Annotated in this window: 21 protein-coding genes and 1 pseudogene; 11 read left to right on the forward strand and 11 right to left on the reverse strand. The window is 40.7% G+C overall.

The window, feature by feature from the left end:
- Nucleotides 1-189 precede the first annotated feature (189 nt).
- Nucleotides 190-394: pseudogene (locus M3204_RS11175) on the forward strand (hypothetical protein); the annotation flags it as partial.
- Between the two features lie 154 nt (nucleotides 395-548).
- Here the strand turns inward: M3204_RS11175 and M3204_RS11180 are convergent.
- Nucleotides 549-743 (reverse strand): CsbD family protein, encoded by a 195-nt coding sequence (locus M3204_RS11180; RefSeq protein WP_251481469.1) that lies wholly within the window; start codon nucleotides 741-743, stop codon nucleotides 549-551.
- Nucleotides 744-851: 108 nt separating this feature from the next.
- On the opposite strand from M3204_RS11180, the gene M3204_RS11185 reads away from it, so the two are divergent.
- The gene (locus M3204_RS11185) at nucleotides 852-1,637 is read left to right on the forward strand and encodes a nucleotidyltransferase domain-containing protein (RefSeq protein WP_251481472.1); all 786 of its coding nucleotides are present in this window, start codon (nucleotides 852-854) and stop codon (nucleotides 1,635-1,637) included.
- A 63-nt stretch (nucleotides 1,638-1,700) separates the two neighbouring features.
- Here M3204_RS11185 and pduL read toward each other — a convergent pair whose 3' ends face one another.
- On the reverse strand, nucleotides 1,701-2,264 hold the full coding sequence (gene pduL / locus M3204_RS11190; RefSeq protein ID WP_251481475.1) for a phosphate propanoyltransferase: 564 nt from the start codon (nucleotides 2,262-2,264) through the stop codon (nucleotides 1,701-1,703).
- Between the two features lie 156 nt (nucleotides 2,265-2,420).
- Here pduL and M3204_RS11195 point away from each other — a divergent pair, with 156 nt between their 5' ends.
- Nucleotides 2,421-3,467, forward strand: coding sequence for an ATP synthase beta subunit C-terminal domain-containing protein (locus M3204_RS11195; protein WP_251481478.1), 1,047 nt, complete (start codon nucleotides 2,421-2,423; stop codon nucleotides 3,465-3,467).
- A gap of 142 nt (nucleotides 3,468-3,609) precedes the next feature.
- Nucleotides 3,610-4,497: a hypothetical protein gene (locus M3204_RS11200; RefSeq protein WP_251481480.1), complete on the forward strand. Its 888-nt coding sequence runs from the start codon at nucleotides 3,610-3,612 to the stop codon at nucleotides 4,495-4,497.
- Nucleotides 4,498-4,575: 78 nt separating this feature from the next.
- Here M3204_RS11200 and M3204_RS11205 read toward each other — a convergent pair whose 3' ends face one another.
- On the reverse strand, nucleotides 4,576-5,064 hold the full coding sequence (locus tag M3204_RS11205) for a hypothetical protein (protein WP_251481483.1): 489 nt from the start codon (nucleotides 5,062-5,064) through the stop codon (nucleotides 4,576-4,578).
- Nucleotides 5,057-6,421 carry a GGDEF domain-containing protein gene (locus M3204_RS11210; protein WP_251481485.1) on the reverse strand — a complete coding sequence of 455 codons (1,365 nt, stop codon included), beginning with the start codon at nucleotides 6,419-6,421 and terminating at the stop codon, nucleotides 5,057-5,059. The genes M3204_RS11205 and M3204_RS11210 overlap by 8 nt, the downstream gene beginning before the upstream one ends.
- Nucleotides 6,422-6,762: 341 nt before the next feature.
- On the opposite strand from M3204_RS11210, the gene M3204_RS11215 reads away from it, so the two are divergent.
- On the forward strand, nucleotides 6,763-7,770 hold the full coding sequence (locus M3204_RS11215; protein WP_251481488.1) for a DUF3231 family protein: 1,008 nt from the start codon (nucleotides 6,763-6,765) through the stop codon (nucleotides 7,768-7,770).
- 154 nt (nucleotides 7,771-7,924) lie between these two features.
- Here the strand turns inward: M3204_RS11215 and M3204_RS11220 are convergent, their stop codons facing one another.
- Together M3204_RS11220 and M3204_RS11225 are read right to left on the reverse strand one after the other, a co-directional pair.
- Nucleotides 7,925-8,293 carry a hypothetical protein gene (locus M3204_RS11220; RefSeq protein WP_251481491.1) on the reverse strand — a complete coding sequence of 123 codons (369 nt, stop codon included), beginning with the start codon at nucleotides 8,291-8,293 and terminating at the stop codon, nucleotides 7,925-7,927.
- Between the two features lie 55 nt (nucleotides 8,294-8,348).
- Nucleotides 8,349-9,428: an AbrB family transcriptional regulator gene (locus tag M3204_RS11225; RefSeq protein ID WP_251481494.1), complete on the reverse strand. Its 1,080-nt coding sequence runs from the start codon at nucleotides 9,426-9,428 to the stop codon at nucleotides 8,349-8,351.
- Nucleotides 9,429-9,540: 112 nt separating this feature from the next.
- Between M3204_RS11225 and M3204_RS11230 the strand changes: the two genes are divergently transcribed.
- Nucleotides 9,541-10,161 carry a pyridoxamine 5'-phosphate oxidase family protein gene (locus tag M3204_RS11230; RefSeq protein ID WP_251481497.1) on the forward strand — a complete coding sequence of 207 codons (621 nt, stop codon included), beginning with the start codon at nucleotides 9,541-9,543 and terminating at the stop codon, nucleotides 10,159-10,161.
- Between the two features lie 302 nt (nucleotides 10,162-10,463).
- Nucleotides 10,464-11,210 carry a Type 1 glutamine amidotransferase-like domain-containing protein gene (locus M3204_RS11235; protein ID WP_251481500.1) on the forward strand — a complete coding sequence of 249 codons (747 nt, stop codon included), beginning with the start codon at nucleotides 10,464-10,466 and terminating at the stop codon, nucleotides 11,208-11,210.
- A 7-nt stretch (nucleotides 11,211-11,217) separates the two neighbouring features.
- Here the strand turns inward: M3204_RS11235 and M3204_RS11240 are convergent, their stop codons facing one another.
- Nucleotides 11,218-12,084 (reverse strand): glycerophosphodiester phosphodiesterase, encoded by an 867-nt coding sequence (locus M3204_RS11240; RefSeq protein WP_435367696.1) that lies wholly within the window; start codon nucleotides 12,082-12,084, stop codon nucleotides 11,218-11,220.
- 119 nt (nucleotides 12,085-12,203) lie between these two features.
- Nucleotides 12,204-13,511: a MerR family transcriptional regulator gene (locus M3204_RS11245; protein ID WP_251481506.1), complete on the reverse strand. Its 1,308-nt coding sequence runs from the start codon at nucleotides 13,509-13,511 to the stop codon at nucleotides 12,204-12,206.
- A 362-nt stretch (nucleotides 13,512-13,873) separates the two neighbouring features.
- Here M3204_RS11245 and aspA point away from each other — a divergent pair, with 362 nt between their 5' ends.
- Nucleotides 13,874-15,298: an aspartate ammonia-lyase gene (gene aspA / locus M3204_RS11250; RefSeq protein WP_251481509.1), complete on the forward strand. Its 1,425-nt coding sequence runs from the start codon at nucleotides 13,874-13,876 to the stop codon at nucleotides 15,296-15,298.
- Between the two features lie 72 nt (nucleotides 15,299-15,370).
- Here aspA and M3204_RS11255 read toward each other — a convergent pair whose 3' ends face one another.
- Both M3204_RS11255 and M3204_RS11260 read right to left on the reverse strand, forming a co-directional pair.
- Nucleotides 15,371-16,627, reverse strand: coding sequence for an MFS transporter (locus M3204_RS11255; protein WP_251481512.1), 1,257 nt, complete (start codon nucleotides 16,625-16,627; stop codon nucleotides 15,371-15,373).
- 12 nt (nucleotides 16,628-16,639) lie between these two features.
- Nucleotides 16,640-17,242, reverse strand: a complete 603-nt coding sequence (locus M3204_RS11260) for a PadR family transcriptional regulator (RefSeq protein ID WP_251481514.1) — start codon at nucleotides 17,240-17,242, stop codon at nucleotides 16,640-16,642.
- A 190-nt stretch (nucleotides 17,243-17,432) separates the two neighbouring features.
- On the opposite strand from M3204_RS11260, the gene M3204_RS11265 reads away from it, so the two are divergent.
- Nucleotides 17,433-18,278 carry a formate/nitrite transporter family protein gene (locus M3204_RS11265; RefSeq protein WP_251481517.1) on the forward strand — a complete coding sequence of 282 codons (846 nt, stop codon included), beginning with the start codon at nucleotides 17,433-17,435 and terminating at the stop codon, nucleotides 18,276-18,278.
- A gap of 31 nt (nucleotides 18,279-18,309) precedes the next feature.
- Here the strand turns inward: M3204_RS11265 and M3204_RS11270 are convergent, their stop codons facing one another.
- Nucleotides 18,310-19,098: an HAD family hydrolase gene (locus M3204_RS11270; RefSeq protein WP_251481521.1), complete on the reverse strand. Its 789-nt coding sequence runs from the start codon at nucleotides 19,096-19,098 to the stop codon at nucleotides 18,310-18,312.
- A gap of 159 nt (nucleotides 19,099-19,257) precedes the next feature.
- Here M3204_RS11270 and M3204_RS11275 point away from each other — a divergent pair, with 159 nt between their 5' ends.
- The gene (locus M3204_RS11275) at nucleotides 19,258-19,413 is read left to right on the forward strand and encodes a lmo0937 family membrane protein (protein ID WP_251481524.1); all 156 of its coding nucleotides are present in this window, start codon (nucleotides 19,258-19,260) and stop codon (nucleotides 19,411-19,413) included.
- Nucleotides 19,414-19,542: 129 nt separating this feature from the next.
- Entirely contained in the window at nucleotides 19,543-20,172 is a 630-nt protein-coding gene (locus M3204_RS11280; RefSeq protein WP_251481527.1) for an NUDIX hydrolase, read from the forward strand.
- Nucleotides 20,173-20,415 lie beyond the last annotated feature (243 nt).

The following is a 20,415-nucleotide window of genomic DNA, read 5'->3' on the forward strand; positions in this document are numbered from 1 at the left end:
TTTAAGGGAATTGGACGGTTTTTATTTTATTATAAAGGTAATCTATTCGAAATGGGTGGTTCCATCGATGCCAATGCAACAATCGATCAAGCTAAGTCCTTATATGGATCTCTATGATCTTATCGTTCCAAAGAATAATTTGTTGCGCCAGATTAATGATCTGGTCGACTTTTCCTTTGTATATGAAGATCAATCGGGAAAGCTCGACAAGGGAAGAAAAACACTGGAGTAACGGCAAGAACCAGGTAGATACCTATTATTTTGATATTGAAAAATGCAAGCGTTGCCCGTTAAGGGAAGGTAGTTATAATGAATTGGCATGGAAATGAAAGGTGCTATGGCCATATTTACAGTCAATTTAAAAAGAATTCTAAAACTAATGCTACAAAAATAGAAGCAAAAAATAGACAAAAAACAGAAAAAGAACCGATTCATTTCCAAAAACATGGAAGTGAATCGGTTCTTTTCGTTTGGATTTTCTAGAAAATCTAAAAAATCGTCAGATTTTCAGTGCCCTCCTAGATAGCAAAGGCTTTTCTTATATAAAACTAGTCCCTTGAAGCGTTATTGAATGCACGGGAGATATCTTCTTTCACATCACCGGCCGTTTCTTTAAGTTTTCCTTTTCCTTTGTCAACGCGGCCTTCCGCTTCCATGGATTCATTGTCAGTCAGTTTGCCAAATTGTTTTTTTGCTTCGCCTTTAACTTGGTCAAATGCACCTTTAGTTTGCTCGTCATTCATTTGTTTTAACCTCCTTGAAGTTGGTATATTCATTTATACCCTGACAAAATAGTGGCAAACTATATAAAGCATATTGGATGAAATTACTATAGGGGGAAGGGGACTGGCATGAAAGGTCATATTTTAGCTGTGTTAAAACAGATTGAAGAAGATTATGATGTAAAAATCATTTTTGCTAGTGATGCTGGAAGCAGAGCATTAGGTTTTTCATCAGAGGAAAGTGATTATGATCTTCGCTTTATCTACATCCACAAACAGGAATGGTATTTATCGATTGACCAGCATTCAGATGTATTGGAAGTGCCCAATCATGATGGGCTGTCTATCACTGTAGATCCGCGCGTGGATGCTAGCGGGTGGGAAATCACCAAAGCCCTCAGGCTGTATAGAAAATCTAACCCTTCACTGCTAGAATGGCTTAATTCCAAAATAGTTTACTGCAATGAACATGGCATGGCTACTAAATTGAAGTTTATTCAACATAAATTTTTTTCGCCAAAGCCTTATATCAGCCATCATTTGAACCTAGTAAAAAAGAATTTCACATCATTTCAAAAAAATGAAAAGATTAAAATTAAATTGTACCTCTACGTCCTGCGGTCGATTATGGCGGCTAAATGGATTGAAAAGCATCAGTCATTGCCACCGATAGATTTTAAGGAGCTATTGAGGGTATTGCCTGATTGTATGGTTAAGGAGGAAGCACAAAGACTTCTGGTATCCAAACAGTCCGGGGAAGATTACATAGATAAAAACTTAATAATAAATGAATTTGTAATAGATGAAATGGATCGCATAGAAAAATACGCAAAGGACCTCAATAGGAAAGTAGCTGATCCGACAGAAACTCTCAACCGGATTTTCAGAGAAACGTTAAAAGAAGTTTGGGAGTAAGATGGTATTTTTTACGTTACTTAACAAAAATGCCAGGCAGCACTATGTGCAAGCCTGGCTTCTCTATTTTACGATTTCGACCTGATCACCTGTCTTAAGCCCAGAAGCATTGGCTTCATCCGTATCGATGTGCATATCCAAAGCGTAGGTGTCTTTCACTCTGATCAGGACATTATTGAATACCAGGCTTCTTTCGCCTTGGCTCTTGACACTTACATATTGGCCGTCACTAACATCAAAGTTCGCAGCGTCCACTGGTGTCATGTGAATGTGACGCTCTGCAATAATAACCCCCTCCTGAATGTCCAGCTCTCCTTTTGGACCAACAAGCTTGATGCCTGGAGTTCCTTCAATATTGCCAGACGAGCGTAAGGGGGCTTTTACTCCCAAAGAAAATGAATCCGTTTTAGAAATTTCAAGCTGGGTGAACTTCCTTACCGGACCAAGGATCCGCACGGAGGGAAATTCACCCTTAGGCCCAATCACTTTGACAGTTTCATTTGCTGCGAATTCGCCAGGCTGTGACAGCTCCTTGGCAATCGACAATTCATACCCCTCTCCAAAAAGAGTATACAAATCCTCTTGTTTTAAATGGAGATGGCGGTTTGATACACCAACCGGAATCATTCTTACAACTCCTTTCACGAAGATTTTTTTATTTTACCCATTAAGATACTTAAAACACTTTCATAGGAAAGTAAAAAAGATTACTTTCAAAAGCAAATAAACTTATTGCTTTTGAAAGTAAATTATATTACTCTTTAAAGTAAGGAGGTGGCAACTATGGAAAATCTTAGATTGAACGTTGCACTGCTCAGAAAAAGGGTTCCTAATTTAACGACCGCTGCCAAGTCTGTAGGATTGAGACCGGCGACTGTATCTAACTTGTCAACAGGTAAAATTCCGGTTGGCAGGGCTGAGGTACGTACGCTTGTAGCATTGGCAACTCTGGCTGGATGCACACTGGATGAGCTGATTATAAGAGGGGAGAGTGTTGAAATGATTGAAACAGGGATTAAGACATTAGATTTATTCGCTCCGATTGCAAAGGGAGGAACTGTAGGGCTTGTAGCGCGCCCAGGTATGGGACAATTGGTTGTACTGGCGGAAATGTTACACCGATTGAAGAAAAATGGATTTATTACAATTCTCATAAAACCAAAAGGAGAGCATCCTGAACTCAGTGATGTAGTGGATGGTATTGATTATGTCACTGATTCTATTGAGGAAACATTCCAAGTAATGCTTTCAGCAGGGTCAGATCAAGAATTCGTGTTAACCGCTGACCGCTCATATATTTTATCAGGAGAGATGTACTGCCTGCAGGAAATGATGGAGGACAAAGAAATCAACGAGGTAACGACCTTTCTTGTAGATTTAAAAGGGGAGGCTGTCGATGAAGACTTGCCATATGGACCACTCGACACTTTATGGCAATTTGATGCCGACCTGGCAGCGAGACATAAATATCCTGCCGTTAATCCCATCTACTCAACTTCATCCATCCTAGAGGGCTCCTATTTAGACCCCGTTCATCACAGCATCCAACAGAGAGCGCAAAAATTGCTGCGCCGGTACCGGGAATTACGGTCAATCGTCAATGTTCATGGACTGGATCGTTTGCCAATGACCGAACTTCAAACTTATCAGCAAGGAGAGAAGCTGGAAGCGTATCTTACCCAGCCATTTTTCGTCGCGGAAGCCTTTACTGGAAAGAAAGGTGTAATAGTGAGCTTGCATGACACATTGAAGGATGTTCGGAAGATACTCGAAAGCCCATCGAATATGTATGAAGCTGCAGATCTCCATTTTATAGGGCACCTTAAATAACATTACAACTACTTAAATCAAGAGCCTAATGACAGTGTATTAGGCTTTTTTACTTTTAACATATGATGATGTACATATTACTAACCTAATACGAGAATCTTAAGGAACATACGCAGAATTCTAAGGAAGGTGAATAAAGTTTATGAACAGGAACAAAAAGAATTACATTCCATTTTTCATTCTCCTAATCATCCATACTTTATTATTGATATACACCTTCTATAAAAATCAGGACCGGAAAAGATTAACGATTTTGCTCCTTTCGGGAATGGGTCTGTGTTTCCTGTTTGAGTATATCGTTCTCAGCCTGTTCAGCGCATACCGTTATAAACCAAAATTGTTCCTAAATAAGGACCTGGACAATTTTTTCGGAGCTATTTTATCCCAGGCAGTATTTGTCCCATTCACTGCTGCCTTCTTGACTGCATTTAATCTTAGCTGGAAGTGGAAAGCGTTTTTTGCGCTTTACTTTGCTGCCATTGAAAAAATATTTCTTAAATTAAAAATCCATCAAAATAATTGGTGGAAAACGAAATTCACGGCCACATTAATTCCGCTCTATTTTTACATAAATGATATTTGGTACAATCAGCTAAAAATTGGAACTCCAATCTTTCAATTCGGCTCATTATTTCTCGCTATTTTGGTTAACGGCATGAATTTATTTTATTCAATGTCAATCGTGAGAAAGTTCAGGTTCGGATTGGGACGATGGCATAACTGGAAGGAGCATTTCAAGATAGGCCCTCTTTATTCCATAGCCCTGTCATTGGCAACCGCAAGTATCATAAAAAATGACTCCACAATCAATGGGATGGCAAAAGCCTTTGCTTTCACAAAAATCATGGACTTGCTGGTCATGAAAACCGGCATAGCTAAGCAAAACTTCCGGCATACTCTTATCAATAATTCAATCCATGTCCTGATAATCTATCTGGCAACTCGCTTCAAGAAATGGATTTACATCGATCTGAAGCGACAAAAAGAAACCCTTACCACCCTAGCGGACAGTGAAGAAGCCAGCACCTAGATGCTGGCTTCTTTAAAAAATGGTCCTAAGAATAAAAGTCTTTTTTATTATGGAGCATTGCGTTTATAAGAACAATCTTTAATAACGGCCTACCTGTAACTGTTTATATACCTCTTCCCGGACTTCTTGAAGTGTTTTCGGGTGCAGAAGTTTACTAATGCTGATTTTCAAATAAGTTTGCTCATCAATCTGGCCATCATTTTGAAGCTTATCAAGGTGAGGAAGACGGAAATTCCCAATCGGGAGGTATGCAAGATAAAGTTTTTGTCCCTTATCATTCAAAGAAATCCTAATTCCTTTTAATACGGGATAAAAGAAAGATGAATAATCCTGTTCTATGACCAGGTCTTCTTTTACAGCAGATTTCACATATGGAAGCGTGGTAGGAAGGGAAATGAAATAAATCATCTGGTCATAGGAATAGTGCAGCTCCGATACCTTAAATCCAAAATGAGCCGTTATTTGTCTCGAATAAGATTTCATCGAAAAACTGTATAAATGCCTGCTTGTAAGTGCAGCTGTCATCAGAAAGATTAATACACCCATTATAAATGTCAATTCAATCAATGCTCACGAACTCCTTAAATGAAACTACGGTATTCTTGCCTGCGTTCTTTGCTTTATAGAGAGCCTGGTCGGCGGCGTCTATTAATTCGTTCTTGGTGGAAATAGCAGGGTGACTTGTGCACGCTGTCCCAATGCTGACAGTCAATGTACCATTAGGCTGCGTATCTTCTCCAGGGAAGCTTGCTGTTTCGACATTCTGTCGGATTATTTCTGCAATGACTTCGGCTTGTTCTAAGGTAGTATCGGGAAGAAGAACAACAAATTCTTCACCGCCGAAACGGAAGGAATAGTCGCCGTGCCTGAGAGATTGGACAATTACTTTTGCCAGTTTCATCAAAACTTCATTTCCTAGCAGGTGACCATTTTTGTCGTTGAACACTTTAAAAAAGTCAATATCAAAAATAATCAGCGAAAGAGGGCCGCGACATTGGCCTTCAAACGGGAAATGATCGTTAAGGATGGTCTGGAAGGCGCGCTGGTTAAGCAACCCAGTCAAGCCGTCTCTTAAAGCCATTTCTTCTATTTGCTCATATAGGTTCGCATGATCCAGGGCAATAGCTGCCTGGTTTGATAGCGGTATGATATTCTCCGTATCCTGCAATGTGATGGGGCGTTTATTGACAATGTTATCTATGAGTAAAATCCCGATATTCTTACCCTGGTTGATCAGCGGGATAACCGCGAATTCTTCAGTTCGGAAAAGGGCGTTAATAAGAACCTGGGATGAGTCATTCTTGTCAATATGGTTTACAATCACAGGTTTTTGGCTTGATAAAGCCATCCCAAAGACGTTTTGCTCATCATAGGGGATATCAAGTGATTTGAGGATGTCATTTAATTCAGGATCTGTAAAGTTGCTGTCAAAATTGTGTTCTATCAAATCACGAAGCTTCAGTTTGTCTTCTGAAATCTTTTCCCACACTTCATATCCTTTCTTTACATCCATTGGGCCGACACCGACAACCCCTTTTAATGACTTTGATCCATTTGCAGAAAGAAAAATCATCGCGCGATTAAACCCTAGCCCATGACCTGCCGTCACCGATGTCAAAATGACCTTTAACAGCAAGTCCTGTTGAAGGGTACGCTGCATAGTCGTACTTACTTCGCGAAATACTTGCAGGTGCTTCGACTGCTCCATAAGCATATTCGTCCACCTATGGTGGTCTCTTTTCTTGTGAATTAAATAATGCGTAACAAGTCCAGATCCTGCTCCAATTGTTAGGTAAACGGGCAAATCAAGAAGAAAGATTCCTTTAGTTTGCACAGCGACGAGAATGAAGCTAAATCCCGCAGCATTCAAACCACCCTTTAATTTATAGGAGTATCCAGCTATACCAATAAAAAAAAGAATCATCCATCTTAAATGTTCTAAGCCGTAAAAAGCCACAAAAGCTTCTATAAGAAGAAGGGGGGCGACAGAGAAAATTAGTTTATTAAGATAAGCGCTTACATGAAATCGAAATAAATTAGCGGCCAATGCTAACCCAATGGCCGTACCGATTAATAAGAAAAACACATCCAGTTTGCTCACTCCTAATCAGGAATCTTACTTCTTATTTTACTACTATTTTATGAAATAGATAGGACAATTTTACCAAGTTGGAATTGATGTTAAAATCGTATTTCCAAGTACTTCATAAAAATCCTTTGTCTAAGGAAAGATAAGTATATCATCAAGTGTATTGGGGTGTGAAGATGGAGGACAAGACAAAAATCCGCTTAACCGCAGCAGAAATGTCTAGTTTGTGGTCACAATATATCAATGATACTGTGTCTATCTGTGTATTAGAATATTTTTTAAACAACACAGTCGATGAGAGCGTGATGGAAGTTATAGAATTTGGGTTAAAAGCATCGAAGAATAACATCACCATGTTAAAAGAAATTTTCGAACATGATCATTTCCCTTATCCAGTCGGCTTTACTGAAAATGATGTGAATATACATGCTCCACGGCTTTTTTCAGATACTTTTAAAATGATGTACTTAAGGCATATGTCCATACTGGGTATGGCAGCAAATTGTGCAGCCATAGGTCTCGGCACCCGTCCAGATGTCATCGTTTTCCATAAAAGAGTGTTAAAATCCGGAATTGGCCTTCAGGATCTAACGAGAGAATTGATGCTGAAGCAAGGAACATATATAAGACCTCCGTTCATTTCGGTACCTGATAAAGTAGATTTTGTTGAGAAACAAAGATTCTTATCAGGCATTAAAGGCAGAAAACGTTCACTTTCTTCTATCGAAATTACCCATCTGTTCATGAACGTCCAAACCAATCAAATCGGCAAGGCATTGATTATGGGATTCTTACAGGTAGCACAGGACAAAGAAGTCAAAAGCTTTCTTCAGCGAGGAAAAAAAATCGCCCAAAAACATGTTGATTTGTTCAGTGACATCCTGAAAACAAATGATATCCCTGCTCCGATGTTTTGGGACTCTGCAATTACCGACACGACCACACAAATATTTTCGGACAAGCTGATCATGTTCCATGTTTCTGCAATGATTGCTGCAGGTATTGGCAATTATGGTGCTGCGATGTCGGCAAGTCCCCGCAAGGATATTGGTATTCAATATGCTTCTCTGATTCCCGAAATTGCTTTGTATGCTGAAGACGGAGCAAATATTATGATTAAGAATGCCTGGCTCGAGGAACCACCAATGGCTGATGACCGTGACCAGCTTGCCGGGCAGAAATAAGAGCGAGAATGCATGAAGCAATATTAGGTTATTACAATAAAGCTGACTAAGGTTGAAAACTGGCAATGGCAGGTGATAAACAATACTTGAAGTGGGATGTGCTTTCAAATATAGAAAAAGCTTCTGCATACCTGCAGAAGCTTTACATTTGAAATTATGATTTTGTGCTATGCAAATCAGGAAATTTAACCGGCGTATCGAGCGAAAGCTGGTCACGGTAGGAGCGATAAGCAACTACACTTTGATTGAGAGAATGCACGTCCAGCTGCAATATTTTCGAATTGTTCGTTTCCAAATAATATTTCATATCGCCTTGTTGCAGCTGATAAAATGACAATGTCACACCTAGAAAATGGTTTTTTGTTACTTTTGTGTCCGGATGGTTCTTGATAAAGTCAGCAATTTGCTGAACAGAGGCTGAAGAAGTACCTGTCACTGAATAGATTGTTTCTTTGGCGTGGCCATATGCTTGATTCAAAGTCATTTTGGCCTTATTAATAAAGTTATTGATTGATTGGTTCATTTTATCCCTCCATACCAAACTTCTTAAAATATGTTAATTAATATACCCCCGAATCTTAAAGTGATTCCTGTTTACTGCCTAATTTTCTCTTAAAATACCACCTTAATAGTGGAGGCACCGCAAAATAAACAAAGAGCAGCCTGAATAATTGAAATCCGGTAACCATTGATAAATCGGCGTTCACCTCATGCGCAATTATTCCCATCTGGTCCATTCCGCCCGGGGCTAAGCTCAGGAAACTTGTAACGATTGAGATATTTAACTTCTCTGATAAAAAGAAGCTCATTGCCAATGATCCAGAGACAAGAAAAAAACCGCTTAACAAGGCCAGAAAGATGGTCAAAGTTTTACGCTGTAATTTTTCCGGTTTTAATAGCATGCCTATATATCCGCCGATCAACAATTGTGAGGCGTCCAGTACGTTTGATGGCAAAATCGGGCCAGTAAAACCAACGTTTGTTAATAATGCTGCTGCAAGGATCGGCCCTAATAAAAAAGGGGTCGGAAATCTAAGTCTTTTTCCGACAAAAGCACCTATGATACAGGCAGCTGCGAACAACAGGGCAGAATATGACCCAGCATCATGCTGGTATTGGCCTATTGTTTCATATTCTGTGTGCTGTAAGTTAAGAATCGGGCCAAAAATGACGAACGGAACAAAGAATACTATCATCAATAACCTGGATACTTGCATGAAAGTAACTACTGTAATATCAATGCCTTTCGTTTCCTCGGCGAAGACGATCATCTGTGACAGTCCTCCCGGTATGCTGCCTGTTAACATCGTGGGGTAATTTACCCCTGAAAGCCTAGAAATGATAAAGGCCATGAATGCTGCGAATGACACCAATAACACTGTCATGAAAAACATTGACGGAAGATTTGCAATGATATTTTTTACTGCGGTCCGAGTAAAGGAAAGCCCGATTGAATAACCGACTATTATTAAGGCTGTATCTCTTAGAAAAGGCGGCCAGTACAAATTGATCCGTTTAAATCGGGAAAAAATCAGGATCGACGACATTGGACCAAGAAGCCATGGAATTGGAACTCTAAAATATGAAAATAATAAACCGCCGAGCACTGCTATGAGTAATGCATATAAGAATGAAGTAACTTTGCTGTTTTTGCTCAAATCTGCACCTTCTTTTAAAATGATAAAACGGAACTAATTAATCCAGATTGTGGTAATATTATCATATCATAAACCAACAAATATGATTGAAACCACCTGGGGAGATGAAATAATGGACCATAAAATAAGTAGTTTCGCAGAGTTAAGGACTTTATTTGGAAAACCAAGTGAACTAGCGAAACGCAAAGTTATCACATACATAGATGAACATTGCCAAAATTATATTGCGCAATCGCCATTTTTAATATTATCTACCTCGGATGCTAATGGTTACAGCGATGCCTCACCAAGGGGAGACGCTCAAGGCTTCGTGCTCGTATTGGACCAAAATCGGATCGTCATCCCGGACCGTCCAGGCAACAAAAGAATGGACTCTTTAAAAAACATATTATCAAATCCCCGTGTAGGACTATTGTTCCTTATTCCCGGCATGGCTGAAACATTGAGAGTTAACGGCAAAGCCAGCCTTACCCTCGATCCGGTCCTGCTTGAAAAAATGATTGCCGGAGGAAAAAAACCACTTCTGGGAATAGAAGTAGAAATCGAAGAATGCTTCATCCAATGTGGTAAAGCATTAAAACGATCCGGTCTTTGGAACCCTGAAACATGGACAGACAAATCAAGCTTACCTTCAGGTGCAGAAATTCTCGCTGCACACTCCAAGCTTCCAGGGACCACAGCAGTTGATATTAAAGATAGATTAGAAGATGGGTATAAGAATCGGCTTTACTAGAGTAGGACGGATTTGAACTCCCTGCCGAAGTCTCCACGATCATCTTCATATCTCATACTGATAAATTTCAATGCATCGCTTCCTGATAGTGTCAGTTGCGAAATGACAGATATACCGCAAAACGATAAGGATGCCAGGAATGAAATACACCAGCTGGAAATTAAAGGTGAAGGGCAAAGACTTTACAATGAGGAATCCGGAAAGGAACTTTCCTTTTTGGTCGTATCTCAGGAAGAACACCAAAGGCTACAAAGATCTTTAAAATCACACTAGAGATAGATAACAAAGGCAGGGGAAGAATCTTGGGAAAAATCGTAGCAATTGGCGGGGGAGAAATCAGCGAAAACGAAACCCATCACATTGATAAGGAAATTGTAAAGCTTACCAATAAAGAAAATCCTTTAGCACTTTTTATCCCCACAGCCAGCGGAGAGCCTGAAGGGTATATTGATACCTTCAAAAAAGTATATAGCGAATTAGGCTGCAAAACCGATACCTTATTTCTCATCGATGGAGAACTATCAAATGATCAAATAAAAGCAAAAATACTCTCGGCTGACCTAATTTATGTTGGCGGCGGGGATACTGAAAGAATGCTGGAAATATGGAAGGGCAAGAAGGTAGATGAATACTTAAGAGAAGCTTATCATCACGGGACAGTCCTATCAGGATTAAGCGCAGGGTCTATATGCTGGTTCGAGTATGGACACAGCGACTCATATACGTATAGGACAGGGCGGCAGCAGGATTTCTTTAAAATAGGAGGATTAGGAATCGTTCCAGGGATTCATTGTCCCCATTATACCGAGGAAGGCCGCGAAAATGATTTTGAAAGAATGGTCGAAGCAAATGACCTTATTGGTATTGCTATTGACGACAATTGTGCGATTGAATTCAATGGGGGAAATTATCGAATCTTAAAATCAAGTCATACAGCAAAAGCTTTTAAAATTTATAAAAATGAAAATCAGATCATTAAGATCGAACTTTCCAACACAGAAAACTATTTACCTTTGAATAGTTTGTACAGCAAAAGCTGCCCGGAGTAGGCAGCTTTCATTTTGATTTCCTGTTTGAGATGACCTCTTCGAGCCTGTCTGGATAATTAGTGAACATGCCAGTGACTCCCCAATCCAGTAACATTTCCATATCTTCCTTCTCATTGACTGTATAAGGATATATCCGCAGACCTGAATCAAGAACCCTTTTGACATATACAGGGTTGATTGCCGTGAAGTGCATGCCAATACCGGAAGCATACTCTTTAATTTTCGTCACTTCTACATTTGTAATGACTGCTGGAGCATAATAGGAAAGAAGTTGGACCAACGGGATTGAATCATCCAATTGACGTATTTTTTTAAGACTCTCCGCACTGAACGATTGAATGATTACTTTGCCGCTTTGTCGTTCTTCACCAACAAGATTGTACTCATATAATATCTCCACTAGCTTTTCTTCCAGCCCTGGGTACACCTCGGGGGATTTTGTTTCAATAAAAAAATTAGCATCAGCTCCGAACCGATCGATTACCTCACGAAGAGTCGGCACTTCAAGGCCCATGTATTCAGGCTTTGCTTTATCAGGATATGCCTCATTAAACCAGGATCCCGCGTCAAATCTCTTTAATTCCTCCAAGGTAAACTCCTTGATCGTCCCTGTGCCGTCGGTCGTACGGTCAATGGTTTCATCATGCATGGCAATCAATTCTCCGTCCTTTGTCATCTGGAGATCGATTTCAATATAATCACCTTTCATGATTTGCCCAAGTTCATAAGCCGCGAGAGTGTGTTCAGGTGCATGGCCGGAAGCGCCCCTGTGTGAAATATTCACGGATTGTTGCATCGTTCCGGCTTGGACATGGGAAAAGGTTAAAACAACTAAAGAAGCAGCGCATATAGCTGCGCGACACATCCAATTCATCTCCAAATTCTCCTCTCAAGGTTGTTCGAAACAGATATGATTGGGAGACTTTTGAAAATCCGTCGCAAAAATAATGGTTAACGACTAAGTGTAACTATTATTTACTTAAACAACCGAAACTATTTCCAAACCTTCCACCAGTTGCGTTTCGTGTGTTTAGAAGCAGCGGTTTCCCTGAAACTTTCGACCATACCTTTGAACATATCATCCCGCTGCTTGATTTCCCTGCGGAATTCGTCACGCTCACTTTTAATCGTACGTACTAAATAGTCTCTTTCTTGATTGATCACTTCATTCAGATTAGACAACTCCTGGTTGGTTGCCTCCCGGCTGTTGGAAACATAGTCAGCCAGAATTTTAAACTCTTCGGATACTGTTTCTGTTGTCTCGTTCAAGCGTTTTGCCAACAACGTCAGTTCCTTGTTAGTGCCAGATGATAATTTCTCGACGGAATTCTCCAGTTTAACGATTTTATCGGTTGTACCTTTTGATGTTTTTGTCAGGCTGTTTGTCAGAAGGGAAATTTTTTCAGAAGTACCTTTTGAAACATTCGCAATGCTTCCTGACAAAACATTGATTTTTTCGGAAGTACCCTTCGAAACCTTCGCAACGCTCTCAGTCAGCTTTGTTATTTTATCCGTTGTGCCTTTTGAAGTCTTTTGGATACTGTCTGAAAGCTGGGAGATTTTTTCTGTCGTCCCTTGTGAAGCTTTTATGACACTATCAGAAAGCTTACTGAACATTTCAGTTGTGCCTTTTGATACCTTAGCAATGCTACTGCTCAATTCGGAAGTCCCTTTCGAAACATTCGAAAGTTCTGCCGAAAGTGTTCCGAGTGTTTCGGAATTCTCTTCGGAAGTCTTGGCTACAGTTTCAGACAATACCTTTATTTGTTCTGTTGTCCGCTCGCCTGATTTATAAATAGAATCTGAAATTGTTTTGACTGTAGTAAAAGTACCTTTTGAAATCTCCTTTTTAACTTCTTCCAAAACTTCCTTGCGAATACCATTGCGGATTTCAGCTTTTACTTCCTCGATAAGCGCTTCCTTATATTGCTCCATAACGGACATGAACGAATCATAGCCTCCGTCGTATTCAGGTGTGGACTGGGTAGGTAAGGTCGATTCAAGCGTTAGGGCGTTGTTATCTGCAAATGGTTCAGGACTAGTATTTTCATCATGATTCACATGCCGCTGCAGAAGATCTCGGATCATTTCTTTGCTTAAGTTTTTATCTCGCATCTGTTTGATTTTCATCAATAAACCAATTTCCATATCAGTATAAAATCTTGCGCCTTGCTTCGTCCTGGGGACGATTAGAAGGCCTGCGAGATCCTTTTCCCATTGCCTGATGGTCCCGGAAGGAACATTTATTTTCTTGGACACCTCTTTAATCGTATAAGCCTTCATGAATTGAGTGTCAGTCATCTTGCACATTCCTTTCTGTTTAGGTTTTCAAATAATATGTGTAATGATAAAATTCAGCATTGATATTCCAGTTTTCCTGCATGGTGACAAAAGCTCTCAAAAATAGTGAAGTTTCTGCATAACAAGCAGAAATCATACACACTTCGCACCAATTTTTGCACTCCTTTATAAAAAAGATGATTTATCGTGATGAAATCCGCAATTTGATTTACAATAGACATGTAAACGCACACTGAAGTCCAAGGGGGATATGAATAAAAAGCATGCCTGGTTGGGTTGTCGAAAACTGTAAGGAAAAGGTATCCTTCAGTACATAATTAGCCATTAATTTAAAACATTAGATACTTTCTGGAGGGGTAGACATGTCAGAGCTGAATGTCCGGATTGAAAAAGATTTTTTAGGTACGAAGGAAGTATTGGCTGATGCCTATTACGGAATTCAAACCTTAAGGGCAGTTGAAAACTTCCCAATTACAGGTTACAGAATACATAGTGAATTAATTAAAGCCATGGCAATGGTAAAAAAGGCAGCAGCACTTGCTAACATGGAAACCGGAAGACTATATGGAGGTCTTGGCGAGGTAATCGTCAAAGCTGCTGACGAGATCATTGACGGAAAGTGGCATGACCAGTTTATCGTCGATCCAATTCAGGGTGGAGCAGGAACATCCATCAATATGAATACGAATGAGGTCATCGCAAACCGTGCTTTGGAATTGCTTGGTGAGAAAAAGGGTGATTATTTTACATTAAGCCCTAATTCTCATGTTAATATGGCTCAATCAACTAATGATGCATTTCCAACCGCAATCCATTTATCAGTCCTTTCCTTATTGGATCAACTGCTGAAGACAATGGCCACCATGCGTGAAGTGTTTTCACAGAAGGCGAGGGAATTTGACGGCATCATAAAAATGGGGAGGACCCATCTTCAGGATGCAGTGCCTATCCGCCTTGGCCAGGAGTTCGAAGCATACACACGCGTAATCGAACGTGATATTGAACGGATCCAGCATACCCGCGGCCATCTTTATGAAGTCAATATGGGTGCGACTGCAGTTGGGACAGGCTTAAATGCCAATCCTAAATATATTAAGGATGTTGTCCGACATCTTTCTGAAATAACTGGATATCCGTTAAGAAACGCTGAACATTTAGTAGATGCAACGCAAAATACCGATGCATATACAACTGTATCAGCCGCTTTGAAGGTTTGCATGATGAATATGTCGAAAATCGCTAATGATTTACGGTTGATGGCTTCAGGACCTAGAGTAGGATTCAATGAGATTTCCCTTCCTGCAAGACAGCCGGGATCATCGATCATGCCAGGAAAAGTGAATCCCGTCATGCCTGAGGTCATTAACCAGGTCGCGTTCCAGGTCATCGGCAATGACCATACAATTTGCCTAGCATCCGAGGCCGGACAGCTTGAACTGAACGTCATGGAACCAGTCCTTGTGTTCAATCTGATACAGTCGATCAGCATCATGAACAATGGTTTTAAAGTCTTTACAGACCATTGTTTGGCAGGTATTGAAGCGAATAAGGATAAACTGCAGAAGGATGTAGAAAGAAGCGTCGGCATCATTACCGCGGTGAATCCACATCTTGGGTACGAAGCGGTATCAAGGATAGCGCGCGAAGCGATCCTTACAGGAAAGTCCGTCCGCGAGCTGTGTCTTGCGTATGACGTGTTGACAGAAGAAGAACTCGACCTGATCCTGAATCCGTACGAAATGACGAATCCGGGAATAGCAGGGGAAGATCTGCTTAATAAAGACTGAACAAAAAGCCGTTGTCTGATGACAACGGCTTTTCTGTAGACCATTTCGTATAATAGAACATGCCTTCATAGCTCAACTGCCAAAACTGTTCAATTCTGCTTTTTTAGAGTGTCTGTTGGACCGGAAAGCTAGAACGGTCGCTCCCAGGATAAATGTTGCAATTCCTGCACCAATCAGGACACCGGACACTCCTATCAATTTCGCAAGCAGGGCACCGGCGGCAGGAGCGACCAGCATTGAAAACGTCTGCAACGACATTGCAGCTGCCGATACTCTTCCCATCATTTTCTTTGGTGTTTCTGATTGAAGGACATATCCGTATGGAACTCCTTCAGCTGAAGCAAGGACACCAAGGACGAAAGCACCCGCCATCCAGCCAACCTTAGGCAAATCAAAAATCCCTTTCGTCCCTAACCCTATTGTGAGGATAAAGACTCCGCTGAATAAGGATGCAACAGCCATTAACTGAATCGGCTTCATCTTCCAATCAGTCCATCTCCCGAGAAGCAAAGCACCCACGACGCTTCCAAACCCTACCGAGCTAATCAGCCAGCCGAATTCTTCTTGGCCGAAATCAAGCTGTTGTGCTACAAACACAAATAACCCATCGTATAGGAAGATAATAAAGAATGCGATAGAGGAGAGAATTATTGCCGTTTTTAAAATACCCGCAGAAAGGATATGACGTATTCCTTCTGAAAAATCCCTGAAATACGAACCTTTCTGAGATTCACGTTTCGATATTTCACGCTCCGTCTCAATATTCGGCAAGGTTAACAAAAACAATACAGCAATAAAAAAACCGACAGCTTCAAATACAAAGGGACTTTTTACTTCAAATATGGCAATAAGCCCTCCTCCAAACGCCGGCCCGATAATTTTCATTGTATTGACTGAAAGCTGGCTTAAGGTAACAGCTTCCGGGAGCTCATCATCGGGGACCGTATACCTGATCGCACTTTGTCTGGCAGGATCATATAAAGCGGCTACAGTTGCCTTAAGAAAAACAAAAATTAAAAGAACGTAAAGGTTAGGAGCAAAAAACAACCCTGCTACGAAAACGATTCGGAGCATAAGGCAGGAGATCATGATCATTTTTTTTGGAAGCCTATCGACAAACACGCTTGCAATCGGCCCAATAATTACCCATGGCAGACCAAGAACAATGATGACCGATGCGATCGCTGCCTCGCCAAGTCCCCAGTGATAGGCTACTATAACCTGAATCGCCACAAAATCGAGCCAGTTTCCAAGGTCAGAAAACACCTGGGCACCAAAAAGCGACCGGTATGCCTTGTTACGCAACGGCTTAAACATTCCAGACTTCATCCGGCAGCCCTCCTAAATGTCAGTTTTTAATGCAGCTTTTCTACGTTCAAGCTGTTTCCCCCCAAGGTCAAAAGGGTCCTGGCTAGCAGGCAACTCATCGTTTTTAATGGCATCTATCGACTCTTTTAACCATTTCAGCTCTGCTTCTAGCTTCAGTTCTGCATAACGAATCGCAAGCATTCCGACCTTGTTGATGTATGACGTGTTATTACCCTTCCAGATCTTAACATAGGAAAGAAGCTCTTCCGATTCATTTTCCCTTTTTCTCAAATGGTCTGAAAGAGTGTGCATATCCATTTCTTCATGCCATGCAGCCATCTTCATAAACAGTTCATCCTTGATTGCAGGAGCAGCTGGTGTTTGCGCAAGCCAGCTTTCCAGCTCAAGCCAGCCTTTACCAGTCAATTCATATAACTTTTTCTTACGGCCGTCATTGTCAGACTCGACTGTTACGATAAAACCTTCATCTTCAAGTTTCTTAAGCTTCGGATACAGGCTCCCATAGCTTAACCCCCAATATAAACCCGCCGCTTTGTGTTCAAACTCTGCTTTAATGTCATATCCCGAACTTGGGCGAAAGCTAATTACCGCCAATATGGAATGTTCAATCGACATGAATTTTCACCCCTTATTTATATATATCATTGTGATATATCAATATGAATGTTTAGAATAAAAAATGTCAAAAAATAATCAAACAAAAGTAAAAACAGTTTGTTTAATGGACAAAGGGGAATTAAGCCAGTAAAAGTAAACGCTCACGCCAATGAGGAATACAAGCATTTAAAGAACAGGAGGAATGAAATTGGCATTTAGAAAACCGCAGGAGATTGCACAACTCGCTGTAGACGCTGGGACATATAAAGCCTCCATGCCGCTCAGGAATATGCTTGTGCTAGGTTTTTTGGGAGGAGCGTTTATTGCTATAGGTTATTTGCTGGATATCAGGGTGATTGCAAACCTTCCGCATGAATGGGGAACTTTCGGGACCTTTTTAGGTGCAGCAGTTTTTCCACTTGGTTTAATTTTGATTCTGCTTGCTGGTGGTGAGCTTCTAACCGGGAATATGACGGCCATTTCGATCGCAAGCCTTGCAAAAAAAGTGACCGTGCCGCAGCTGCTGAATAACTGGTTCTGGATTACCCTAAGTAATTTCGTCGGTGCTTTGTTCGTCGCTTATATCTTCGGGCATGTTGTCGGGCTTACCGAATCGGGCCCATATTTGGATAAAACCGTTGCGGTAGCGGGAGCAAAAATCGATGACAGTTTTTGGGCAGCCTTTTTTTCTGGTATCGGCTGCAACTGGCTTGTTGGACTTGCAGTCTGGCTTTCGTACGGTGCTTCTGATATGACCGGGAAGATTCTCGCAATCTGGTTCCCTATTATGGGCTTTGTGGCAATAGGTTTCCAGCACGTCGTTGCTAACATGTTCGTCATCCCGGCTGCGATTTTTGCAGGGCACTATAGCTGGAGCGAATACTTCGCCAATTTTGTACCAGTATATTTAGGGAATGCAGTGGGCGGGGGCGTCTTTGTCGCATTGATGTATTGGATCAGCTATAAAGCTCACCTTCAAAAACAAGCTGCACAGCCTGAGAATCAGTTTTCTCAAGCGAGCTCCCGTGAACGGGCAGCCAGGCGAATAAAATGAAAATGGAACCTCACCAGCTGAGGTTCCATTTTCATTTTATTAGTCCGATTGATTTTAAACCATTATATATACCTGCATCAGTTACTGAGGTTGTCCTATGCTTTGCATGCTGAAACAAATCCGGATGTGCGTTTCCCATTGCAAACCCTTCACCCACAAAGGAAAGCATTTCCTTATCGTTCATTCCATCACCAAAAGCGATAGAGCTTTCTCTTTCAATCCCAAGACGATTGAGCAGGAATTCCACTCCGACACCTTTATTCACCCTGTCACGGATGACATCAAAACAGTGCTGCATACCTTCAATGTTAACCTGGGACAAGTGGATTCCATCATTAAACTGATATAGTTCATGCCCGGATTTACCTGAAGTGATGATGGTCATCCCTAGAATATCATTGATGACAGCCTCACTAAAAAGGGCGTTCTGCCTTAAATGGAATTGCTGGAGGAAAGACTTCACTAAGTCCGAGTCAAGGGTTGTCAGGTAATTTTTTGCAGCTGTATATAATACTACTTCGTGTCCATTTCCAATGGCAACATCGAGGATATACTGCACATCAATGGATTTCATCGGTTCAGCAAAGATTGTCCTGCCTTCATAAATGGCTAGAGCCCCGTTATAGCCGATAAAGGAAGTGATGTTAAGCTCCTCGCCAATTTCGGATATCTCATGAATTGGTCTTCCAGTCGCAAGCACAACTTCAATTTTTTGTTTCTTCATTTCAGCAATTGCTGATTTTGTAGACACCTCAATAGTGTCGTCAGGCTTCAAAATTGTCCCATCAATATCTAAAAATAAAATTTTGTATATTGGCATATCATGCTCCTAACTTTAAGTTGATCACTTATATTTAGTTTTACATACAGGAAAAGAAGTAATCAAATTTTTGCATGTAATTCAATGACTCGTTTGTTTAATGGAAAAAGCTTAAGGGTAATCTACTGATAAGAAAATCTTTGAAAGGGGATGTTCATTATGTTATGGACCATTGCAGCCATACTGCTGGTTCTTTGGGTTCTTGGGCTGGTCTTTGAAATTGCAGGGGGCATTATTCACATCCTCCTGGTAATCGGCCTGATTTTGATTGCATACAATGCCATTAAAGGAAGAACCTCAGGCACAAGACATTAATAAGTGGGCAGCGGCTATTGCCGCTGCCTTTTTCCGTGAAAAAAATAAAAAAGCCATTTTCTTTATTTTCTGATCTCACTCATAATAAAATAGTATACAAACTGGTGTAGGGAGCGTGGAAGTCCAATAATGAATTTTAAAAAAATAACTAATACTTTATCGGGGCGGACGCCCACAATTCTTGGCCATGAGCAATTCATGAAATTCGCGGTGCTTCTCCCGCTGGTGGAAATTGAAAATGAAGTACATATTTTATTTGAAGTACGTGCACTGACGTTAAGAAGGCAGCCAGGAGAAGTTTGTTTCCCTGGTGGCAAAATTGAAAAAGGGGAAGATCCACAAAAAGCTGCGATCAGGGAAACCTCGGAGGAGCTCGGCATCAAGGAAAGCGATATAACTGATGTCTTCCCATTGGATTTCATGGTGTCTGCATTCGGTACGATCATTTACCCATTTGCTGGAAAGATTACAGATACGGAAAAAATCGCCCCAAATGTAGCTGAAGTAGGTGAGGTATTTATGGTACCCCTATCGTTTTTTAAAAAGAATCAGCCCGATAGCTACAAAATTAATTTCCAGGTTGAACCCGAAGATGGATTTCCATTCGACTTAATTATTGGCGGGGAAAATTATAACTGGCAAACAAGGACAATGCATGAATATTTTTATCGTCACAATGAAAAGGTGATATGGGGCCTGACAGCAAGAGTCCTGACCCATTTTATTGAATTGTTGGATAATCATAAGCAAAATGAGTAGGAGCGCAAAATTGTCTGCGGTCCTATCTTTCTTTTTACAAGGCATCAATCAAAAGCTAGTCTTTCAATACCGAAGAATTACCCGCTTTTTTATATTGACTGTTTACGTATAGATTCGAACCAAACTTCTATTCCATATATCTAGTGGCTTCTAATACCGATTATTGCTTTTGATCGGGAAAGCAGCATAGTTTTCAAATAGAGCTTAACTATTTAACCATTATTTTAAAAAAATTGTTTTTAG

The organism is Mesobacillus subterraneus (assembly GCF_023715485.1).
Taxonomy (GTDB): Bacteria; Bacillota; Bacilli; order Bacillales; family Cytobacillaceae; genus Mesobacillus; species Mesobacillus subterraneus_B.